Here is an 18,264-nt window from a genome sequence, read left to right as displayed (position 1 = left end):
CAATTTATTTGTACATCACCTTTTTCACCGCTTTAATTACCTCATCTTTGTTTGGTAACCATTCTTCCAATAATACTGGAGAATACGGTGCAGGTGTATCTGCTGTGTTTATTTTGATAATTGGAGCATCTAAATAATCAAATGCTTCAGATTGTACTAAGTAAGTGATTTCAGTAGCAACATTTCCAAAAGGCCATGCTTCTTCTAAAATAACTAATCTATTTGTTTTCTTTACAGACTCTAAAATCGCTTTTCTATCTAAAGGACGTACTGTACGTAAGTCGATAATTTCACAAGAAATACCTTCTTTCTCTAATTCGTCTGCTGCTTTGTAAGCTTCTTTAATGATTTTACCAAAAGAAACGATAGTAACATCTGTTCCTTCACGTTTAGTTTCAGCAACGCCTAATGGGATAATGTATTCGCCTTCAGGAACTTCACCTTTATCACCATACATTTGCTCACTTTCCATAAAAATAACCGGATCGTCATCACGAATAGAAGCTTTCAATAAACCTTTAGCATCGTAAGGATTTGAAGGTACAACTACTTTTAAACCTGGAGTGTTAGCAAACCAGTTTTCAAAAGCTTGTGAGTGTGTTGCCCCTAACTGACCAGCAGAAGCTGTAGGTCCACGGAATACAATCGGACATTTAAACTGTCCACCAGACATTTGTCTGATTTTCGCTGCATTATTTATAATTTGATCAATTCCAACTAATGAAAAGTTAAAAGTCATATATTCTACAATCGGTCTATTCCCTGTCATTGTAGAACCAATTGCGATACCAGCAAAACCAAGTTCTGCAATTGGTGTATCAATAACACGTTTAGCACCAAATTCGTCTAACATGCCTTTCGATGCTTTATAAGCACCATTATACTCCGCTACTTCCTCACCCATTAAGTAAACGCTCTCATCTCTGCGCATTTCCTCGCTCATGGCTTCGCAAATAGCTTCTCTAAATTGAATTGTCTTCATTAAAGTTTATTTTTATTCGAGTAGCAAAAATAACAATTATTGCTAAAAGTATACTATAAAATATCAGATGAAAATTAAGTAATCATTTTTTTTTATCATGTTTACACAAAAAACCCTCTATTTATGCGGAAAAAGAAATAATTCACTAATATAAAACCAACTGCCTTAATCTTACTAAGTAAGCACTTATAATCATTATGAATTTGTAATATTTATCATTAATTTTTTATAAATTTCTTATGCATGCATAGTAATTTTTACGAATAAAATAATTAACTTCGTGTCCTGAAAATTTCAGACGATTTTACTTAAAATTAAGATGATTACCTTACTAATGTATGTTTCTTAACAACATTTTTAAAGGTTTTACATATGATCTAAACATTATAAAAATTATACAAATGAAAATATTAGTGTGTATAAGTCATGTTCCTGACACTACTTCAAAGATTAATTTCACTGAAGACAACACGAAATTTGATTCCAATGGTGTTCAATTTGTAATTAATCCGAATGATGAATTTGGATTAACACGTGCCATGTGGTTTAAAGAAAAACAAGGCGCTAGCGTTACTGTAGTAAACGTTGGAACTGCCGAAACTGAACCTACTTTACGTAAAGCCCTTGCTATTGGAGCAGATGAAGCTATCCGTGTGAATACTGCTGCTACCGATGGGTTTTCAGTAGCTAAACAGTTAGCAAATGTCGCTAAAGAAGGTGGTTACGACCTAATTATTGCTGGTAGAGAATCTATCGATTATAATGGTGGTATGGTTCCAGGAATGGTTGCAGGATTAACTGAAGCTCATTTTGTAAACAATTGTATTGGTTTAGAAGTTGATGGAACTTCCGCGAAAGCGATAAGAGAAATTGACGGCGGAAAAGAAACGGTTTCTACAGCGCTTCCATTAGTTATAGGAAGCCAAAAAGGTTTAGTTGAAGAAAGTGATTTACGTATTCCAAATATGAGAGGTATTATGATGGCACGTAAAAAACCGTTAACTATCGTTGAACCTGTAGCTTCTGAAGCTGAAACAGCTTCTGTTGCTTTTGAAAAGCCTGCTCCAAAAGGCGCAGTGACTTTAGTTGACGCCGATAACTTAGACGAATTAGTAAGCTTACTTCATAAAGAAGCTAAGGTGATATAGAAGGGCCTCCCCTAGCCCCTCCATGGGAGGGGAAATGATTATGGAGGGATGCGGGTAAAAGCCCAAAAAGAATGCCAAACCAAACCGAAAAACTTGGTAAAATAAAAACAACGAGATTTCCACTTTCGTGGAAATAAAAAAAGAAATTTAATATGTCCGTTTTAGTATATACAGAATCAGAACAAGGCACATTCAAAAAAGCAGCTTTCGAGGTTGCTTCTTACGCCAAAGCCGTTGCTAACCAATTAGGTACAACCGTTACAGCTATCGCTATAAATGCAAAAGACACCTCAGCATTAGGCACTTATGGTGTAGATAAAGTTTTAAATGTAACAAACACGGCATTAGACAAATTTAACGCCAATAGCTATGCTTCAGTTATTAAACAAGCTGCTGAAAAAGAAAGCACGAAGGTTGTTGTATTAAGTTCTAGCGCCGACAGCAAATATTTAGCACCGCTTTTAGCCGTTGGTTTATCCGCTGGATACGCTTCCAATGTTGTTGAAGCGCCTTCAAACACAAGTCCGTTTACAGTAAAACGTACGGCCTTCACTAATAAAGCTTTTGAGTCTACTCAAATTAATACCGATGTAAAAATAATTGGTGTTTCTAACAATGCATTCGGATTGGAGGAAAGTAGTGGCGACGCTTCCGCGGAAGAGTTTTCTCCTGAGGTTCCAAATTCAGGGGTTACCGTTGAATCGGTTGATAAAGCTACAGATAAAGTAGCCATCGCTGATGCTGAAATTGTAGTTTCAGGAGGCCGCGGTTTAAAAGGTCCGGAAAATTGGGGAATGATTGAAGAACTCGCTGATGTATTAGGTGCAGCAACCGCTTGCTCTAAACCGGTTTCAGACTTAGGATGGCGCCCACATGGTGAGCACGTAGGCCAAACAGGAAAACCCGTAGCTGCAAATTTATACATCGCCATTGGTATCTCTGGAGCTATTCAACATTTAGCTGGGGTTAGTGCTTCTAAAACAAAAGTGGTTATTAATACAGATCCTGAAGCACCTTTCTTTAAGGCTGCCGATTACGGTGTTGTAGGTGATGCTTTTGAAGTCGTTCCTGCCTTAATCGAAAAATTAAAAGCATTTAAAGCACAACAATAATTTATTTTTTATAAATTGTGTAGTCCTAAAGAACTGCTTAATTTAGCATTTTATACCATATCTGAATATACAGGTGGTTAAGTTCTAAATTAAGCGGTTTTTTACGTTTTAAATATATGAGTTTAGTAAGATTAAATATCAAGGGGATTTCCTATAGCCAAACGCAAAATGGCGCCTACGCATTAATTTTAAATGAAGTAGATGGCGACCGAAAACTCCCTATCGTGATTGGCGCTTTTGAGGCACAATCTATTGCCATAGCACTAGAAAAAGAAATTAGCCCACCACGACCTTTAACTCACGATTTGTTTAAAAACTTTGCCGATCGTTTTGATATTGTTGTTAAGCAAGTGATTATTCACAAACTTGTAGATGGTGTTTTTTACTCCAGTTTAATTTGCGAACGCGATAAAATCGAAGAAATTATCGACGCAAGAACCAGCGACGCAATAGCTTTAGCACTTCGTTTTCAAGCGCCTATTTTCACCTATAAAAACATTCTAGATAAAGCGGGGATTTATTTAAAAGTAAACCCTAAAAAAGATGATGAAGATCAAGAAGACAGCGTTTTATTAGACGAATTGGTTGCCAATGAAATGGAACCCGATGAGCAACGTGATACATACAAAGGCAAAAGTTTAGACGAACTTCAAAAATTATTAGAAGAAGCTGTTGCTACAGAAGATTACGAAAAAGCAGCGCATATTAGGGACGAAATCTCTAAACGTGAATAACCTTATTTTTTAGACTATGAAGAAGTTGTTTTTGTGTATTGTTGCAATCTGTTTATTCTCATCTTTAAATACATTTGCTCAAGACACAGAAGATCATGCCGTTGTAGATTCTGTGGCACAAGGCATTACGACCGATTCTATCTATTTACCGGCTGGTGATGAATTATTAGATAATTCTGCGATAATTTCAACGCCAAATCAACAAACTGAAGCAGAAACTGCAGCGATCATCCTCCCAAGTGATGGGTTTTCATTAAATAGTTTATGGCGTGGCATCCTAGGAATGATTTCACTCATACTAATCGCTTATTTATTTAGTAGTAATAAAAAAGCCATCAACTGGAAGACGGTAGGCATGGGTTTAGCTTTCCAACTGCTTATTGCTATTGGGGTTTTAAAGGTCCCTTTCATTCAAAACATATTCAAATACCTCGGTAAAGCCTTCAATAAAGTTTTAACCTTTACAGAAGCAGGTACCGAATTCTTATTTAAGTCTTTTATTTCGGGTACGATTGAGAGTCCGCTTATCAACTTTGCGGTAACCATCCTACCTACTATCATTTTCTTTTCAGCATTAACTTCTGTTTTATTTTACCTCGGCATCATTCAAAAGGTTGTTAAAGCCATGGCTTGGTTACTTTCTAAACTTTTAGGCATTTCTGGCGCAGAAAGTTTAAGTGTTGCTGGAAACATTTTCCTCGGACAAACGGAAGCCCCACTAATGATAAAGGCCTATTTAGAAAAGATGAATAAATCAGAAATCCTTTTGGTGATGATTGGCGGCATGGCCACGGTAGCTGGAGGTGTTTTAGCAGCTTACATTCAATTTTTAGGTGGTGACGACATGGTACTGCGTGAATATTTTGCCAAACACTTATTAGCAGCATCTGTTATGGCTGCACCCGGAGCTATTGTGATTTCAAAAATTTTATACCCACAAACGGAGCCTGTGAATTCAGAAGTGGCTGTTTCAAAACAAAAAATTGGTGACAATATTCTAGATTCTATTGCCATTGGTACGACCGAAGGTTTCAAATTAGCTGCCAATGTAGCCGCCATGCTTTTAGTGTTTGTTGCTTTTATTGCTATGATCAACTATTTTTTCTTAAAAATAGGATCTATTGGAAACTTCAATCTTTGGGTTAGTGAAAATTCCCCATATCAAGCCTTGTCTTTAGAAGCCATTTTAGGAACCGTATTTGCTCCGCTCATGTGGCTTATTGGCGTTGCTAAAGAAGATGTCATGATGATGGGGCAGCTTCTAGGTATCAAGCTTGCAGCTAGTGAATTTGTAGGTTACATTCAATTAGGAGAATTGAAAAACACTGCCAACGCCGTACATCTTAATTATGAAAAATCTGTTATCATGGCGACTTACATGCTTTGCGGATTTGCTAATTTTGCTTCTATAGGCATTCAAATTGGAGGTATCGGCTCTTTAGCGCCAGGACAAAGAAAAACACTTTCTAAATTTGGCATGAAAGCCCTTATTGGTGGCACAATAGCTTCTTTAATTTCAGCGACTATTGCTGGGATGATTATTGGATAATGTACATCATGTAGGTTCATAATAGTTTTTAGAAGCACTTCTAATTTCTGTTAAACAAGAGGGTTTATTCACGAAGTTTTAATCCTTTTTACTAAATTCGCCACTGTAATTTTCACTTGAATTTCAAACGAAATTTTCATCTTAAAAGAGATTCCTACTTTCGTAGGAATAAAGCCTATGAAACAATATCACGACTTAGTAAAACACGTTTTAGACAACGGAAATGAAAAAGGAGATCGTACAGGAACAGGAACAAAAAGTGTTTTTGGTCATCAAATGCGATTTGATTTAAGTGAAGGTTTCCCAATGGTGACCACAAAAAAACTCCACTTAAAATCTATTATTTACGAATTGTTGTGGTTCTTAAAAGGTGACACCAATATTAACTACCTCACGGAAAACGGTGTTAAAATCTGGAACGAATGGGCCGATGAAAATGGTGATTTAGGACCAGTTTATGGCTACCAATGGCGCAACTGGAATGGTGATGACATTGATCAAATTAAAGAAATTATTGAAACCTTAAAGGAAAACCCCAACAGCCGACGCATGTTAGTTTCAGCATGGAATCCTTCAGTTTTACCAGATACTTCTAAATCATTTAGTGAAAATGTAGCCAACGGAAAAGCAGCATTACCGCCATGTCATGCCTTTTTTCAGTTTTATGTAGCCAACGGCAAATTATCTTGTCAATTATATCAACGCAGTGCAGATATCTTTTTAGGTGTACCGTTTAATATCGCTTCTTATGCCTTATTCACTATGATGATGGCACAAGTTTGTGGTTATGAAGCAGGCGAGTTTATACACACCTTTGGAGATGCGCACATTTACAGCAATCACTTTGAGCAATTAGAATTGCAATTATCAAGAGATATTAGACCGCTTCCAAAAATGCTATTAAACCCAGAAGTAAAAGACATATTCGATTTCACATTTGAAGATTTCACATTAGAAGACTACAATCCGCATCCACACATTAAGGGGAAAGTAGCGATATAAGTCAACGCTGTCTAAATAGTAACGCTTCCGTCAACCTGAACTTGATTCAGGTTCTCATCATAATCGATTATTAACATGATGTGATTCTGGAATTAAAGATTCAACACCGTTTAATAAATTCAGAATGACGTATACTAATACTTTTTAGATAGCTATTTTTTTAGCCCTATAAGTTTAAAACGCTATTCTCCGCACCGGCATAATCACTCCATGCATAAGCATCGGCCTCCTCGTCATTTATGTAGGCACCGTCAATGATATATTTAAATTCATAAGAACTACCAGAATCTAAATTAATAGCACCTTTAAAAGTACCATTTTTCAACTTTTTTAAAACTGGTTTTTCCTCTTTCCAATTGTTAAAAGTTCCAACTAAAGATACTTTTTTAGCATCTTCAGCATCAATAGAGAAAGTTACTTTACAAATTGGTTTGCTTTTTAAATATTGTTTTTTAATAGCCATAATTTTAGTTTTAAGTGTTGTTCTTAACAACTAATTTATAAAGTTTTTCTCATAAATTATCATTTAAAATACTCATATTAAAAGAATTATCATTTTATTAATTTGGGTTCCTAAAAAATAATGCTTAGAAAATATTTCAATCATAAATTTATTGTATTACTAATAGATACTCTCCTTTATATCTTGATTTTCAAAGTCTTTTAATGAATTTAGAAACAGTATCAATTCCAAAAGTATTCAAAAATTAAACATTTTAATCTCAACAAAAAAGCAGTAACTTTACAATCATTATTTCACAATTATGTTCGGCAAAAAGAAATCAACTCCACAAATAGACAAAGAGCAATTAGAACTTATTAAAAATGCTCAAAAACGCATCAAACAAAAAAAGAGGCTGTACTTTCATTTTGTACTGTTCCTTATAGGAAGTGCCTTTTTAATATTCGCGAATACGGTTTTAGGTATGGGCACCGAATTGACTCAAATACTAGGCACGGAATGGTTTTTATTCGCCATTTTAATTTGGTTATTCTTTTTAATGTACCATACATTTAATGTGTTTGTTACTTACAAGTTTATGGGGAAAGATTGGGAGCAAAAGCAATTGGCTGTTTTAGTAGACAAACAGAAAAAACGTATTGAACAACTTCAATCTAGCTTACCAAAAGAAACCCCTGTTAGCAAACAACCGGAAATAAAAGAAATACCTGCCGTAAAAACGATAAACTCAAACCAGGAACTTACAGTTATTGTCGCTGCCGCGGAAAACAACGCCATTGGAAAAGACAATAAGCTCATTTGGCATTTAGGTGATGATTTAAAGCGTTTCAAAAGACTAACAAACGGGCACCATATCATCATGGGACGTAAAACATTTGAAAGTTTCCCGAAGCCTCTACCTAATAGAATACATGTTGTAATTAGTAGACAACAGGACTACCAAGTACCTGAAGGCGTTATTGTGGTGAACAGCTTTCAAGACGCTATTGATTTCTGTAAAAATGATCCTCAGCCTTATATTATTGGAGGTGGTGAAATTTATAAACAAGCGCTATCTGTCGCTGATAAAATTGAATTAACACGTGTTCATGAAAATTTTGATGCAGATACTTATTTCCCACAAATTGATATGTCTGTTTGGAAAGAATCTCACAATACCTTTCATACAAAAGATGGAAATCATGACCATGAGTTTTCGTTTATTACTTATGTGAGAAAGTAGGTTTTATAATTTCGCTATAAATTTGATGAGTTAATAGAATTTTAATTGATAATGTATTCCTTTTGGGTATAATACAAAACAGGACGCTTCAATGTAATACTCCATTTGAGCATTACCCCTAGATTAGTGTTTAAAAACTAACTCAAAAACATGAAGTATTATCATGTGACACGTATAAAATCATTTATTTGATTCTGTAAGCTTTTTTCAATTCGAAGGCAATTTTCATTAATTTCGCAGCATGGTAAAAGAAATTCAACTTCGTATTACGCTTAAGGAAGAAGAGCGCAGCGATATTTTGGTGTTAAAATCGGCTTTAAAACTAGATATAGACCGTGAGGATATTACTGGGGTTAAAGTGCTACGAAAATCTATTGATGCTCGAAAACCTAAAATTATTTTCAACTACAAAGTAGCCGTTTATATTCGTGAGGTGCTTCCTAAAACTTCCGAATATCAATTTGACTACAAAGATGTTTCCAAAGCAAAACCTGTTCATATTATTGGTTTCGGCCCTGCAGGCATGTATGCCGCGTTGCGCTGCATTGAACTTGGTTATAAACCCATTGTTTTAGAACGTGGTAAAAACGTGCAAGACCGTCGTCGCGATTTAAAAGCCATCAATCGGGATCATTTTGTAAACGAAGATTCGAACTATTGTTTTGGTGAAGGCGGTGCCGGAACTTATTCTGACGGTAAATTATATACCAGAAGTTTAAAACGCGGCGATGTTCGTCGTATTTTTGAAAACCTCGTTTTTCACGGCGCTACGGAACAAATTTTAATTGATGCCCATCCGCATATTGGCACCAATAAATTACCCAAAGTGGTTCAAAACATACGCGAAACCATTTTAAATTATGGTGGTGAGGTGCATTTTGAAACTCGTGTTACCGATTTTAAATTAAAAAACAATGCCATAAACGCCATTCAGCTTCAAAACGGAGACGAATTAGCTGTTGATAAGGTGATTTTAGCCACGGGGCATTCCGCTAGAGATATCTTTTATTTACTTCATGATAAAGAAGTAGCTCTTGAGGCTAAATCGTTTGCCATGGGCGTTCGTGTGGAACATCCGCAACATATAATTGATTCCATTCAATACCATTGTGCTGGAGAACGCAGTGAATTACTTCCTGCGGCTTCGTACGGCTTAGTTCAACAAGTAAATAATCGTGGTGTTTATTCATTCTGTATGTGTCCTGGTGGATTTATTGTACCTGCAGCTACAGCTAATGGCGAAGTGGTTGTAAACGGTATGTCGCCTTCTAAAAGAAATAATTTATATGCCAATTCAGGCATTGTTGTGGAAATAAATGTAGACACCGATTTGGCTAAATATGAAAAATTCGGCGTTTTAAAAGGCTTAGAATATCAAAAAAACTTAGAGCGTTTAGCCTTTACCGCAGGTGGTAGAAGTCAGGTTGCTCCAGCACAACGTTTAACAGATTTTGTTGAGGGCAGACTTTCAAACAACCTCAATGATTCCTCATACCAACCTGGACTAAAATCAGCACCGCTGCATTCGCTATTACCGAAATTTATAGGCGGAAGATTGAGAAAAGGTTTTGAGGCTTTCGGACAAAAAATGAAGGGCTATTATACTGAAGAAGCTAATATTGTAGGTGTGGAATCACGAACCTCATCACCCGTTTCAATTCCTAGAACAGACACATTAGAACATCCGCAAATTACAAACTTATACCCTTGCGGGGAAGGTGGCGGTTATGCAGGTGGAATTGTTTCTGCTGCTATGGATGGTGAACGCTGTGCAGAGGCCGCAGTTTCTGGACTATAAAAACTAAAGACATATGACTGAAAAAGACAAAATGCTCGCCGGAGAAATGTACAGTCCCGCAGACCCAGAGTTAGCAAAAGAGCGCCACCAGGTGCGCTTACTGTTTCATAAATTCAATAGTTTAAGTGAACTTGACTTAGAGGAACGTCAGCAAGTTTTAAAAAAAATAATACCAAACTCTGGTGAAAACTTATTTGCAGAACCTCCCTTCTATTGCGATTACGGCAGCAATATCAAAGCAGGTAAAAATCTTTTTATGAATTTTAACTGCTGTATTCTAGATGTCGCCGAAGTGACTATTGGCGACAATTGCATGTTTGCTCCAAATGTCCAAATTTATACGGCCACGCACCCACTAGAATTTAAAGCAAGAAATAGCGGAAAAGAACTTGGCAAAGCCATTTCTATAGGCCATAATGTCTGGATTGGAGGTAATGCTACCATTTGCCCAGGCGTTTCACTTGGCGACAACGTGGTTGTAGGTTCTGGAGCCGTGGTCACTAAAAGCTTCCCAGATAATGTGGTTATTGCTGGTAATCCAGCTAAAATTATCAAGACCATAGATAACGGCTAATACCAATTCCACATTGAAATTACCGTAATAAAACGCCCTTTTTCTCTTTCTATTTCAACATAAAAAGAATCCGTAACTACGGCTATGCATTATTTTTCTGTTTCCTATAAAGAAAAAAATCATCATTTTCTTTTACAGTAATTTCAAAATAGAATTGGTATAAATTTATAATTCTTATTTTTGCAGCTCTAAAAAAATAAATACAATGAACGCATATATATTTCCTGGTCAAGGTGCACAATTTTCTGGGATGGGCTTAGACCTTTACGAAAACTCTGAACTCGCTCAAGAATTATTCGAAAAAGCGAATAAAGTTTTAGGTTTCCGAATTACAGACATCATGTTTGAAGGGTCGGCAGAAGACCTTAAAGAAACTAAAGTAACGCAACCAGCTATCTTTTTACACTCTGTAATTTTAGCTAAAACTTTAGGTGATAGCTTTAAACCAGATATGGTTGCTGGACATTCTTTAGGTGAATTTTCAGCCTTAGTTGCCAACGGTGCTTTAACTTTTGAAGACGGTCTGAAATTAGTTTCTCAACGTGCTTTGGCTATGCAAAAAGCTTGTGAATTACAACCAAGTACGATGGCTGCCGTTTTAGGTTTAGAAGATAAAGTTGTTGAAGATATATGTAAACAAATTGACGGTGTTGTTGTTGCTGCAAACTACAACTGCCCAGGACAATTGGTTATTTCTGGAGAAATTGAAGCGATCAACAAAGCTTGTGAAGCTTTAAAAGATGCTGGAGCAAGACGTGCTTTGGTTTTACCAGTTGGAGGAGCTTTTCATTCACCAATGATGGAGCCTGCTCGTGAAGAACTTGCTGCTGCGATTGAAAACACGACATTTAGCAAACCAAACTGTCCAATTTATCAAAATGTTACAGCTTCTGCCATTACTGATGAAGCTGAAATCAAAGCCAATTTAATTTCACAACTAACAGCTCCTGTGCGTTGGACACAATCTGTGGAACAAATGATTGCCGATGGCGCTACTTTATTTACTGAAGTTGGTCCAGGTAAAGTGTTGCAAGGGTTAGTTAAAAAAATAAACAGAGCCTCTGAAACAGTTTCTGCAACGTTAGAAACGGAGAATTAATGAAACCAACTAAACGCTCCATTTATATATTTGCGGTTATCATATTAACAATTGCTGCCGATCAAATTTCGAAAGTTATTGTTAGAGCAAATATTGTAGGAAGAACCGAGACTCAATCAAGTGAGCGTATATCCATTATTGGAGATTATTTCACTTTAATGAATGTAGAAAATACAGGTGCGTTTTTAGGCATGGGAAGTGACTTAAACCCAACCCTTCGTATCATCTTTTTATTAGTACTACCAATTCTTGTTTTAGGTCTTGTTTTACGACATATATTAAAGGATAAAACTCTTGACAACTGGAGTTTATTTGCCTTCGCAAGTATTATTGGTGGCGGTATTGCTAATGTTTACGACCGCATTGTTTATGGTTCGGTAACCGATTTTTTATTCATCGATTTAGGAGGTGTTTTTAAAACGGGGATATTTAATCTCGCAGATATGTCGGTAAGTGCTGGAATGATTATTTTATTATTCGTAAGTTTTACTCAGAAGAAAAAGGCCTAATTTTTATAATTAAAAGGTCTAGTTCAAATTCTGGAATATAAAAAAGGCTACAAAGATGTTATTTATACATTTTTGTAGCCTTTTTCAAACTAACCAAACTTAAACTTATGAAAAATATTTTACTATCAATTAACGTTTCAAAGATACGACCCCATTCCTGAATTTAATACGACACGCCGTGTCTGTCTTATAAAACTCATACCGTAATATCAACTTCAGAAAAGTGATCAAATAAAAAAGGCTACAAAATGTCAATTCTAACATTTTGTAGCCTTTTCAAACTAACAAAACTTAAACTTATGAAAAATATTTTACTATCAATTAACGTTTCAAAGGTACTATCCTATTCCTGAATTTAATACGACATGCTGTGTCACAATTTACAAACATAACAAAATCTCTTTCAAATAGAATTCAATAAAAAAGGCTGCTAAATTTTAGCAACCTTCTTTCGTATTTAATTTTATCACAATAAATTTTAAGCACCACGCACTTTCTGCTCCCATTTCCATGCAGAACGCATAGCATCATCTAAAGATAAAGTGGTTTTCCATCCCAATTCATCATTAGCCTTATTGGTATCGGCATAAGCTGAAATGATATCACCCTCACGTCTACCTACAATCTTATAATTCAATTTTTCTCCAGAAACTTTTTCAAAAGATTTCACAACCTCAAGTACAGAACTTCCTGTTCCTGTTCCTAAATTAAAAGTTTCAAAGTTCTCTTTGTTTTTATTTTCTAATAAACGCGCAAGCGCCACAACGTGAGCTTTAGCTAAATCGACAACATGAATATAATCTCTAATACAGGTACCGTCTGGTGTTGGGTAGTCATCACCAAAAACAGATAATTCTTCACGTAAGCCAATTGCGGTTTGCGTAATAAATGGCACTAGGTTTTGAGGTACTCCAATTGGTAATTCACCAATTTCTGCAGTTTCATGAGCACCTACTGGATTAAAGTAACGTAAAGCAATCGCCTTTAAGGTAGGCACAACTTTACAGGTATCTTTAATAATTTCTTCACCTATTTGTTTCGTATTTCCGTAAGGTGATTCGGCTTGCTTTACAGGAGCATTTTCAGTAATCGGTAATTCATCGGCTTGACCATAAACAGTACATGATGAACTAAAAATAAAAGCTGCAGATGGCAACTTTTTTAACTCCTTTAGAATGTATACTAAAGTTCCAATATTATTTTCATAATACAATAAAGGTTCTTGCACACTCTCTCCTACAGCTTTACTCGCTGCGAAGTGAATAACACCTTTCACATCATTATGCTTTGCAAAAAAAGACTCCACACCTGCTTTGTCTTTTAAATCTAATTTTTCAAACAGTGGTTTTTTCCCGGTAATCGCAGTAATGCCATCTAAAACATCCTCTGATGAATTTGATAAATCGTCGATAATTACGACTTGGTAGCCTTTATTTTGTAATTCTACAACGGTATGGGATCCTATGAACCCTAAACCGCCAGTGACTAAAATTTTATTCATTAATAAAGTTTTTAATAGTTGTTGTTATATAGTTAATTTGTTCATCGTCTAATTCGGTATGCATAGGTAATGATATAACCTCTTTCACCAATCGATTAGTCACTTCAAAATCGGCTTCTTTATATCTCTCATCCAAATAGGCCTTTTGTTTATGAAGCGGAATTGGGTAATACACGCCACAAGGAATTTCTTTTTCGTTTAAATGCTTTACTAAAGCATCGCGATCGACTCCCGTAATTTTTAAGGTATACTGGTGAAATACATGGTTGTCGGCTGCTCCATAACGGAAAGGTGTTTCTATTTTCTCAACACCCTCAAAAGCGGCATCATACTTATTTGCAGCCTCTATTCTACGTTTATTATACGCATCTAAAAGTGGTAATTTGGCATCCAAAACAGCTGCTTGAATGCTATCTAATCTAGAATTAACACCAACAACATCATGGTGGTAACGCTCGTACATCCCATGATTTACGATCCCACGAATGGTATGTGCCAGATCGTCATCATTAGTAAAAATAGCGCCACCATCTCCATAACAACCTAAGTTTTTTGAAGGAAAAAATGAAGTTGCTCCCACATCTCCTATTGTACCAGCTTTCACTTTAGTCCCGTCTTTATAGGTGTAATTAGCTCCAATAGCTTGAGCATTATCTTCAATCACGTATAAATTGTGGGCTTTGGCTATTTCCATAATCGCCTCCATGTGGGCACATTGTCCAAACAAATGCACTGGAACAATCGCTTTAGTTTTAGGCGTGATAGCATTTTTAATAGCTTCAATATTGATGTTAAAATCATCTGGATTAACATCAACTAAAACTGGTGTAAGCTGTAATAATGCAATCACTTCTACCGTTGCGGCAAAAGTAAAATCAGCCGTAATAACCTCATCTCCTGGCTTCAAACCTAAACCCATCATTGCAATTTGTAAAGCATCGGTTCCGTTGGCACACGGAATAACATGCTTTACGCCCAAATAGGTTTCTAATTTTTTTTGAAAATCATGAACTTTTGGCCCATTTATGAATGCTGTAGTTTCGATTACCTCTTGAATGGAAGGATTAACGATATCTTTTATCTCGTTATATTGACCTTTTAAGTCAACCATTTGAATTTTTCTCATCTAAAAAAGATTAAAGTCTGCTAATTTTCAGCTTAGCAAAGACTAATTTTAATGAAAACCCAAAGTGGGCTTGCGATTCACAAATTTACAAAAATCATTGTTGTTTAGCCCCCAAACACTTACCAATAATCTGCTAATTTTTATCTTACACATATGAATAATCAAACAATTAAAAGTTTAGTCTTTAAATTATTTTAAAGAAATGTATTTTAGCATAAAGAAAAAAGAGTGGGTTTAATTTATAACATTGGAATACAATTAACTGAAGTCATTTTAAATGGTGGCGCTTTAATTAACGAAAAGCTAAAAAAGGGGGTAGAAGGACGAAAAAACACGTTCAATCTCCTAAAGCAAGGCATAAACCCTTCAGATAAAACGTTATGGTTTCATTGTGCTTCTTTAGGAGAATACGAACAAGGCCTCCCTGTTTTTAAAGCCCTTAGAGCGCATTATAAAAACCATAAAATTATACTAAGTTTCTTTTCGCCTTCGGGTTATGAAATTAGAAAAAATTCACCAATTGCAGATGTAGTCGTTTACCTCCCTTTAGACACCAAAGACAACGCCAAGCAGTTTTTAGATATTGTAAACCCAGAACTTACCATCTTTGTCAAATATGATATTTGGCCTGTTTTTTTAAATGAATTGAAACAAAGAAAGCATCGAGCCATATTAATATCTGCAGCTTTTAGAGAAAACCAATCCTTTTTTAAGTTTTATGGTAAATCATTACGCGAAGCCTTATTTGCGTTTGAACACATTTTTACTCAAAATGAAGTTTCAAAAACCTTATTGAATTCTATAAATTATAATAATGTCACCGTCTCTGGAGACACCCGTTACGATCGTGTTACAAGTCAATTAGATATTGACAACACGTTAGAATTCATCGAAGATTTTAAAACCGATAAACTTTGTATTGTTGCCGGAAGCACATGGCCTGAAGGCGAGTCTCTGCTCATAAACTTCATTAATAAACATGCTGAAAAAGATATTAAATTTATCATTGCTCCTCACAATATAAAAGCGGGGCAGATAAAAAATCTCCAAACACAGCTAAAGGTATCCTCAGTTTTGTTCACTGAAAAAGAAAAGTATAACTTATCTGAAGCCAGAGTGTTTATTGTTAACACCATAGGTATTCTCACTAAAATTTACAACTATGCTGATATCGCTTATGTTGGAGGAGCTTTGGGCCATACAGGTTTACACAATACTTTGGAGCCAGCCGTTTTTGGTATTCCTATAATTATAGGAAATCATTATGATAAATTCCCCGAAGCAAAAGCCCTAATTGACAACGGTGGAATGTTTTCAATATCCAATCAAAAAACGTTCGATTACACACTTAATCTTTTGATTTCAAATGAGGTGAATCGCCTTGAAGCTGGTCATAAAAATGAGGTCTTCATTAAAAAGAATACAGGAGCCGTAGTCCAAATCTTAAATTATCTACGTATATTATAGCACTTAAAGCTTGATATTTATGTGTCAAGCCTAAAATTAAATTCAAACTAATAATTAACACCAAAATCAAACAAAATGAAAAAAGTTTTATTAAGTACTGTTTTAGTTACCATTTTAAGTTTAAGTTTTACTTCATGTAGAGATTCAAAAAAAGCAGAATCTGCAGAAGAAGCAATGCACGAGTCTGCTGAAGAGGCAGGAAATGCAATAGAAGACGCGGCTAATGCAACTGGAGAGGCTATTGAAGATACTACTAACGCTGCTGGAGAGGCCATTGAAAATGCTGCCGACTCGACTGAAGAAGCCGTTGAGAATGCTGCAAATGCAACTGGAGACGCAATTGATGATGCGGTTGACGCAACTGGAGACGCCATTGAAAATGCTGCTGATGCTACAGAAAACGCAATAGAAGACACTTCTGATAAAGTGAAAAAAGAATTAAATTAAAAAGGTCTTTGATAGTATAATACAAAGCACTTTTATGAATTGGTTTAAAAGTAGTAAACCCAAACACTGCTATTAGCCCTACGCAACAAACGTATTTAGTTGTGAGGTTTTAAGACGTTTGTTTGTACAAAAACACACATAGATTTATAGCATGTTCTAAAAAGTTATTAAATTCGTTGTAACTAATAATCAATTCATTAACACAAAATCAAAAATTATGAAAAAATCAATTCTAAGTACTTTAACCATGGTCGCTTTAATTGTTTCCCTTACTGCTTGTAAAGACAATACCAAAGGTGCGGAAGAAACAACTATTGAAGAAACTCCAACTGAGGAAATTATGGTTGAAGAAGATATTATTATTGAAGAAAATATTGAAGTTGAAGAAGGAGAAGTTGAGGCAACTCCACCAACGGGATCAACGAAAGTTGCTGGTGGTTCAACAGCTGATACTGATGATTCTTACGATGATGTTAAAGACGATGAAACAGTTGAAGTGGAATACTCTTATACTGTAATGGGTAAAGTAATTACAGGATCTAAAACTTTTACAGGGCACCAGGATGAAGTTGAAGCTAGTGTTAAAAAACTTTCGGATTCACTTACTAAGATCGATCCAAATATTAAAATCACTACAAAGTAAGCTTTATAATGAACCACAAAGGTTTAAGCATAAAAAAGTCCCTAATTGGGACTTTTTTTTATTTCTATTATTGCCATACATGATAGATTGACAACTGTATTTAAATTATCCAATTAACTTTCAGGAGCTAATTCTACTTCTAGACCTTCCATTTCTGGAGTCATTTGAATTTGACACCCTAAACGGCTGTTATCCTTAACATCAAAAGCTTCCGAAAGCATAGCTTCTTCATCATCACCCATTTCAGGTAATTCTGTATCACTTAATACATAACATTGGCATGAAGCACACATAGCCATACCACCACAAACACCAATAGTCCCTTCTGGAGCAAGTTCGTAAGACCTTACTACTTCCATAAGATTCATTGCCATATCTGTAGGTGCAACAATTTCATGAGTTACCCCGTCTCTATCCGTTATTTTGATATTAATATCTTCCATTCCTTAATTTTTGTTTGCCTAAACAGCAGGTCATTAATTATGATCGCAAATTTAAGTGAAGTGCCTTTATTTTAATAGGTTTTATTGGTATAATTAAAAAAAGTTTCTGAAAAATATTGAATCTTTAAAATTCTATATTGTTTAGAAACCCTTTTGCATTGAAATAATAATTTAATTGAAACTTTTACAGTTTCAATACATTAAGCTTCAATATTAATAACCTGTTCTATTTGAGGCGCATATTTTTTTATGGTCATTTCAACACCAGATTTAAGTGTCATTTGATTCACACTACACCCAACGCAAGCACCTTCTAACTGCACTTTAACCACACTATCATCCTCTATGGATAACAATGAAATATCCCCACCGTCGCTTTGTAAAAAAGGACGAATTTCCTCAAGCGCTTTTTCAACGTTAATCCTTAATTCTTCTGATGTCATAT

19 protein-coding genes are annotated in these 18,264 nt (G+C 35.4%); 13 read left to right on the top strand and 6 right to left on the bottom strand.

The window, feature by feature from the left end; translation table 11 throughout:
- Positions 1-4: 4 nt before the first annotated feature.
- The gene (locus tag Q4566_RS10665; protein WP_303420970.1) at positions 5-982 is read right to left on the bottom strand and encodes a pyruvate dehydrogenase complex E1 component subunit beta; all 978 of its coding nucleotides are present in this window, start codon (positions 980-982) and stop codon (positions 5-7) included.
- A gap of 401 nt (positions 983-1,383) precedes the next feature.
- On the opposite strand from Q4566_RS10665, the gene Q4566_RS10660 reads away from it, so the two are divergent.
- The 5 genes from Q4566_RS10660 to Q4566_RS10640 all read left to right on the top strand — a co-directional run bounded on the left by Q4566_RS10660 (position 1,384) and on the right by Q4566_RS10640 (position 6,527).
- Complete coding sequence (locus Q4566_RS10660) at positions 1,384-2,130, top strand: electron transfer flavoprotein subunit beta/FixA family protein (protein WP_303420968.1); 747 nt, start codon at positions 1,384-1,386, stop codon at positions 2,128-2,130.
- Positions 2,131-2,282: 152 nt separating this feature from the next.
- Positions 2,283-3,242, top strand: coding sequence for an electron transfer flavoprotein subunit alpha/FixB family protein (locus tag Q4566_RS10655; protein ID WP_303420966.1), 960 nt, complete (start codon positions 2,283-2,285; stop codon positions 3,240-3,242).
- 116 nt (positions 3,243-3,358) lie between these two features.
- A complete protein-coding gene (locus Q4566_RS10650) occupies positions 3,359-3,976 on the top strand; it encodes a bifunctional nuclease family protein (protein WP_303420964.1) in 618 nt (205 codons plus the stop codon).
- A gap of 16 nt (positions 3,977-3,992) precedes the next feature.
- Entirely contained in the window at positions 3,993-5,525 is a 1,533-nt protein-coding gene (locus Q4566_RS10645) for a NupC/NupG family nucleoside CNT transporter (protein WP_303420962.1), read from the top strand.
- A 177-nt stretch (positions 5,526-5,702) separates the two neighbouring features.
- Positions 5,703-6,527, top strand: a complete 825-nt coding sequence (locus Q4566_RS10640) for a thymidylate synthase (RefSeq protein ID WP_303420960.1) — start codon at positions 5,703-5,705, stop codon at positions 6,525-6,527.
- Positions 6,528-6,693: 166 nt separating this feature from the next.
- Here Q4566_RS10640 and Q4566_RS10635 read toward each other — a convergent pair whose 3' ends face one another.
- The gene (locus Q4566_RS10635) at positions 6,694-6,990 is read right to left on the bottom strand and encodes an isoamylase early set domain-containing protein (protein WP_303420958.1); all 297 of its coding nucleotides are present in this window, start codon (positions 6,988-6,990) and stop codon (positions 6,694-6,696) included.
- A gap of 301 nt (positions 6,991-7,291) precedes the next feature.
- Between Q4566_RS10635 and Q4566_RS10630 the strand changes: the two genes are divergently transcribed.
- The 5 genes from Q4566_RS10630 to lspA all read left to right on the top strand — a co-directional run bounded on the left by Q4566_RS10630 (position 7,292) and on the right by lspA (position 12,192).
- Entirely contained in the window at positions 7,292-8,212 is a 921-nt protein-coding gene (locus Q4566_RS10630) for a dihydrofolate reductase (protein WP_303420956.1), read from the top strand.
- Positions 8,213-8,453: 241 nt separating this feature from the next.
- Positions 8,454-10,010, top strand: a complete 1,557-nt coding sequence (locus Q4566_RS10625) for an NAD(P)/FAD-dependent oxidoreductase (protein WP_303420954.1) — start codon at positions 8,454-8,456, stop codon at positions 10,008-10,010.
- A 13-nt stretch (positions 10,011-10,023) separates the two neighbouring features.
- Positions 10,024-10,584: a sugar O-acetyltransferase gene (locus Q4566_RS10620; protein ID WP_303420952.1), complete on the top strand. Its 561-nt coding sequence runs from the start codon at positions 10,024-10,026 to the stop codon at positions 10,582-10,584.
- 205 nt (positions 10,585-10,789) lie between these two features.
- The gene (gene fabD, locus Q4566_RS10615; RefSeq protein ID WP_303420950.1) at positions 10,790-11,683 is read left to right on the top strand and encodes an ACP S-malonyltransferase; all 894 of its coding nucleotides are present in this window, start codon (positions 10,790-10,792) and stop codon (positions 11,681-11,683) included.
- A complete protein-coding gene (gene lspA / locus Q4566_RS10610; protein WP_303420948.1) occupies positions 11,683-12,192 on the top strand; it encodes a signal peptidase II in 510 nt (169 codons plus the stop codon). Before fabD ends, lspA begins: the two co-directional genes overlap by 1 nt.
- Before the next feature lie 478 nt (positions 12,193-12,670).
- Here the strand turns inward: lspA and galE are convergent, their stop codons facing one another.
- On the bottom strand, positions 12,671-13,693 hold the full coding sequence (galE, locus tag Q4566_RS10605) for a UDP-glucose 4-epimerase GalE (protein WP_303420946.1): 1,023 nt from the start codon (positions 13,691-13,693) through the stop codon (positions 12,671-12,673).
- Positions 13,686-14,819, bottom strand: coding sequence for a DegT/DnrJ/EryC1/StrS aminotransferase family protein (locus Q4566_RS10600; protein ID WP_303420944.1), 1,134 nt, complete (start codon positions 14,817-14,819; stop codon positions 13,686-13,688). Before Q4566_RS10600 ends, galE begins: the two co-directional genes overlap by 8 nt.
- A gap of 228 nt (positions 14,820-15,047) precedes the next feature.
- Here Q4566_RS10600 and Q4566_RS10595 point away from each other — a divergent pair, with 228 nt between their 5' ends.
- The 3 genes from Q4566_RS10595 to Q4566_RS10585 all read left to right on the top strand — a co-directional run bounded on the left by Q4566_RS10595 (position 15,048) and on the right by Q4566_RS10585 (position 17,376).
- Positions 15,048-16,286, top strand: a complete 1,239-nt coding sequence (locus Q4566_RS10595) for a 3-deoxy-D-manno-octulosonic acid transferase (protein ID WP_303420942.1) — start codon at positions 15,048-15,050, stop codon at positions 16,284-16,286.
- 75 nt (positions 16,287-16,361) lie between these two features.
- Positions 16,362-16,733, top strand: coding sequence for a hypothetical protein (locus Q4566_RS10590; RefSeq protein WP_303420940.1), 372 nt, complete (start codon positions 16,362-16,364; stop codon positions 16,731-16,733).
- Between the two features lie 217 nt (positions 16,734-16,950).
- On the top strand, positions 16,951-17,376 hold the full coding sequence (locus Q4566_RS10585; RefSeq protein WP_303420938.1) for a hypothetical protein: 426 nt from the start codon (positions 16,951-16,953) through the stop codon (positions 17,374-17,376).
- 113 nt (positions 17,377-17,489) lie between these two features.
- Here the strand turns inward: Q4566_RS10585 and Q4566_RS10580 are convergent, their stop codons facing one another.
- On the bottom strand, positions 17,490-17,819 hold the full coding sequence (locus Q4566_RS10580) for a 2Fe-2S iron-sulfur cluster-binding protein (RefSeq protein WP_303420936.1): 330 nt from the start codon (positions 17,817-17,819) through the stop codon (positions 17,490-17,492).
- A gap of 200 nt (positions 17,820-18,019) precedes the next feature.
- Positions 18,020-18,262: a NifU family protein gene (locus Q4566_RS10575; RefSeq protein ID WP_303420934.1), complete on the bottom strand. Its 243-nt coding sequence runs from the start codon at positions 18,260-18,262 to the stop codon at positions 18,020-18,022.
- Positions 18,263-18,264 lie beyond the last annotated feature (2 nt).

Source organism: Tamlana sp. 2_MG-2023 (assembly GCF_030548465.1).
Taxonomy (GTDB): Bacteria; Bacteroidota; Bacteroidia; order Flavobacteriales; family Flavobacteriaceae; genus Pseudotamlana.
The sequence above is the reverse complement of the archived record's forward strand: the minus strand, read 5'-3'. Positions and strand labels throughout refer to the sequence as shown.

Bases quoted from the DNA above. Each gene is read 5' to 3' on its own strand.
- Q4566_RS10600 (WP_303420944.1), bottom strand. From the start codon at position 14,819: ATGAGAAAAATTCAAATGGTTGACTTAAAAGGTCAATATAACGAGATA.
- Q4566_RS10640 (WP_303420960.1), top strand. From the start codon at position 5,703: ATGAAACAATATCACGACTTAGTAAAACACGTTTTAGACAACGGAAAT.
- Q4566_RS10645 (WP_303420962.1), top strand. From the start codon at position 3,993: ATGAAGAAGTTGTTTTTGTGTATTGTTGCAATCTGTTTATTCTCATCT.
- Q4566_RS10665 (WP_303420970.1), bottom strand. From the start codon at position 982: ATGAAGACAATTCAATTTAGAGAAGCTATTTGCGAAGCCATGAGCGAG.
- fabD (WP_303420950.1), top strand. From the start codon at position 10,790: ATGAACGCATATATATTTCCTGGTCAAGGTGCACAATTTTCTGGGATG.
- lspA (WP_303420948.1), top strand. From the start codon at position 11,683: ATGAAACCAACTAAACGCTCCATTTATATATTTGCGGTTATCATATTA.
- Q4566_RS10660 (WP_303420968.1), top strand. From the start codon at position 1,384: ATGAAAATATTAGTGTGTATAAGTCATGTTCCTGACACTACTTCAAAG.
- galE (WP_303420946.1), bottom strand. From the start codon at position 13,693: ATGAATAAAATTTTAGTCACTGGCGGTTTAGGGTTCATAGGATCCCAT.
- Q4566_RS10635 (WP_303420958.1), bottom strand. From the start codon at position 6,990: ATGGCTATTAAAAAACAATATTTAAAAAGCAAACCAATTTGTAAAGTA.
- Q4566_RS10620 (WP_303420952.1), top strand. From the start codon at position 10,024: ATGACTGAAAAAGACAAAATGCTCGCCGGAGAAATGTACAGTCCCGCA.
- Q4566_RS10580 (WP_303420936.1), bottom strand. From the start codon at position 17,819: ATGGAAGATATTAATATCAAAATAACGGATAGAGACGGGGTAACTCAT.
- Q4566_RS10650 (WP_303420964.1), top strand. From the start codon at position 3,359: ATGAGTTTAGTAAGATTAAATATCAAGGGGATTTCCTATAGCCAAACG.
- Q4566_RS10655 (WP_303420966.1), top strand. From the start codon at position 2,283: ATGTCCGTTTTAGTATATACAGAATCAGAACAAGGCACATTCAAAAAA.
- Q4566_RS10625 (WP_303420954.1), top strand. From the start codon at position 8,454: ATGGTAAAAGAAATTCAACTTCGTATTACGCTTAAGGAAGAAGAGCGC.
- Q4566_RS10590 (WP_303420940.1), top strand. From the start codon at position 16,362: ATGAAAAAAGTTTTATTAAGTACTGTTTTAGTTACCATTTTAAGTTTA.
- Q4566_RS10575 (WP_303420934.1), bottom strand. From the start codon at position 18,262: ATGACATCAGAAGAATTAAGGATTAACGTTGAAAAAGCGCTTGAGGAA.
- Q4566_RS10630 (WP_303420956.1), top strand. From the start codon at position 7,292: ATGTTCGGCAAAAAGAAATCAACTCCACAAATAGACAAAGAGCAATTA.
- Q4566_RS10585 (WP_303420938.1), top strand. From the start codon at position 16,951: ATGAAAAAATCAATTCTAAGTACTTTAACCATGGTCGCTTTAATTGTT.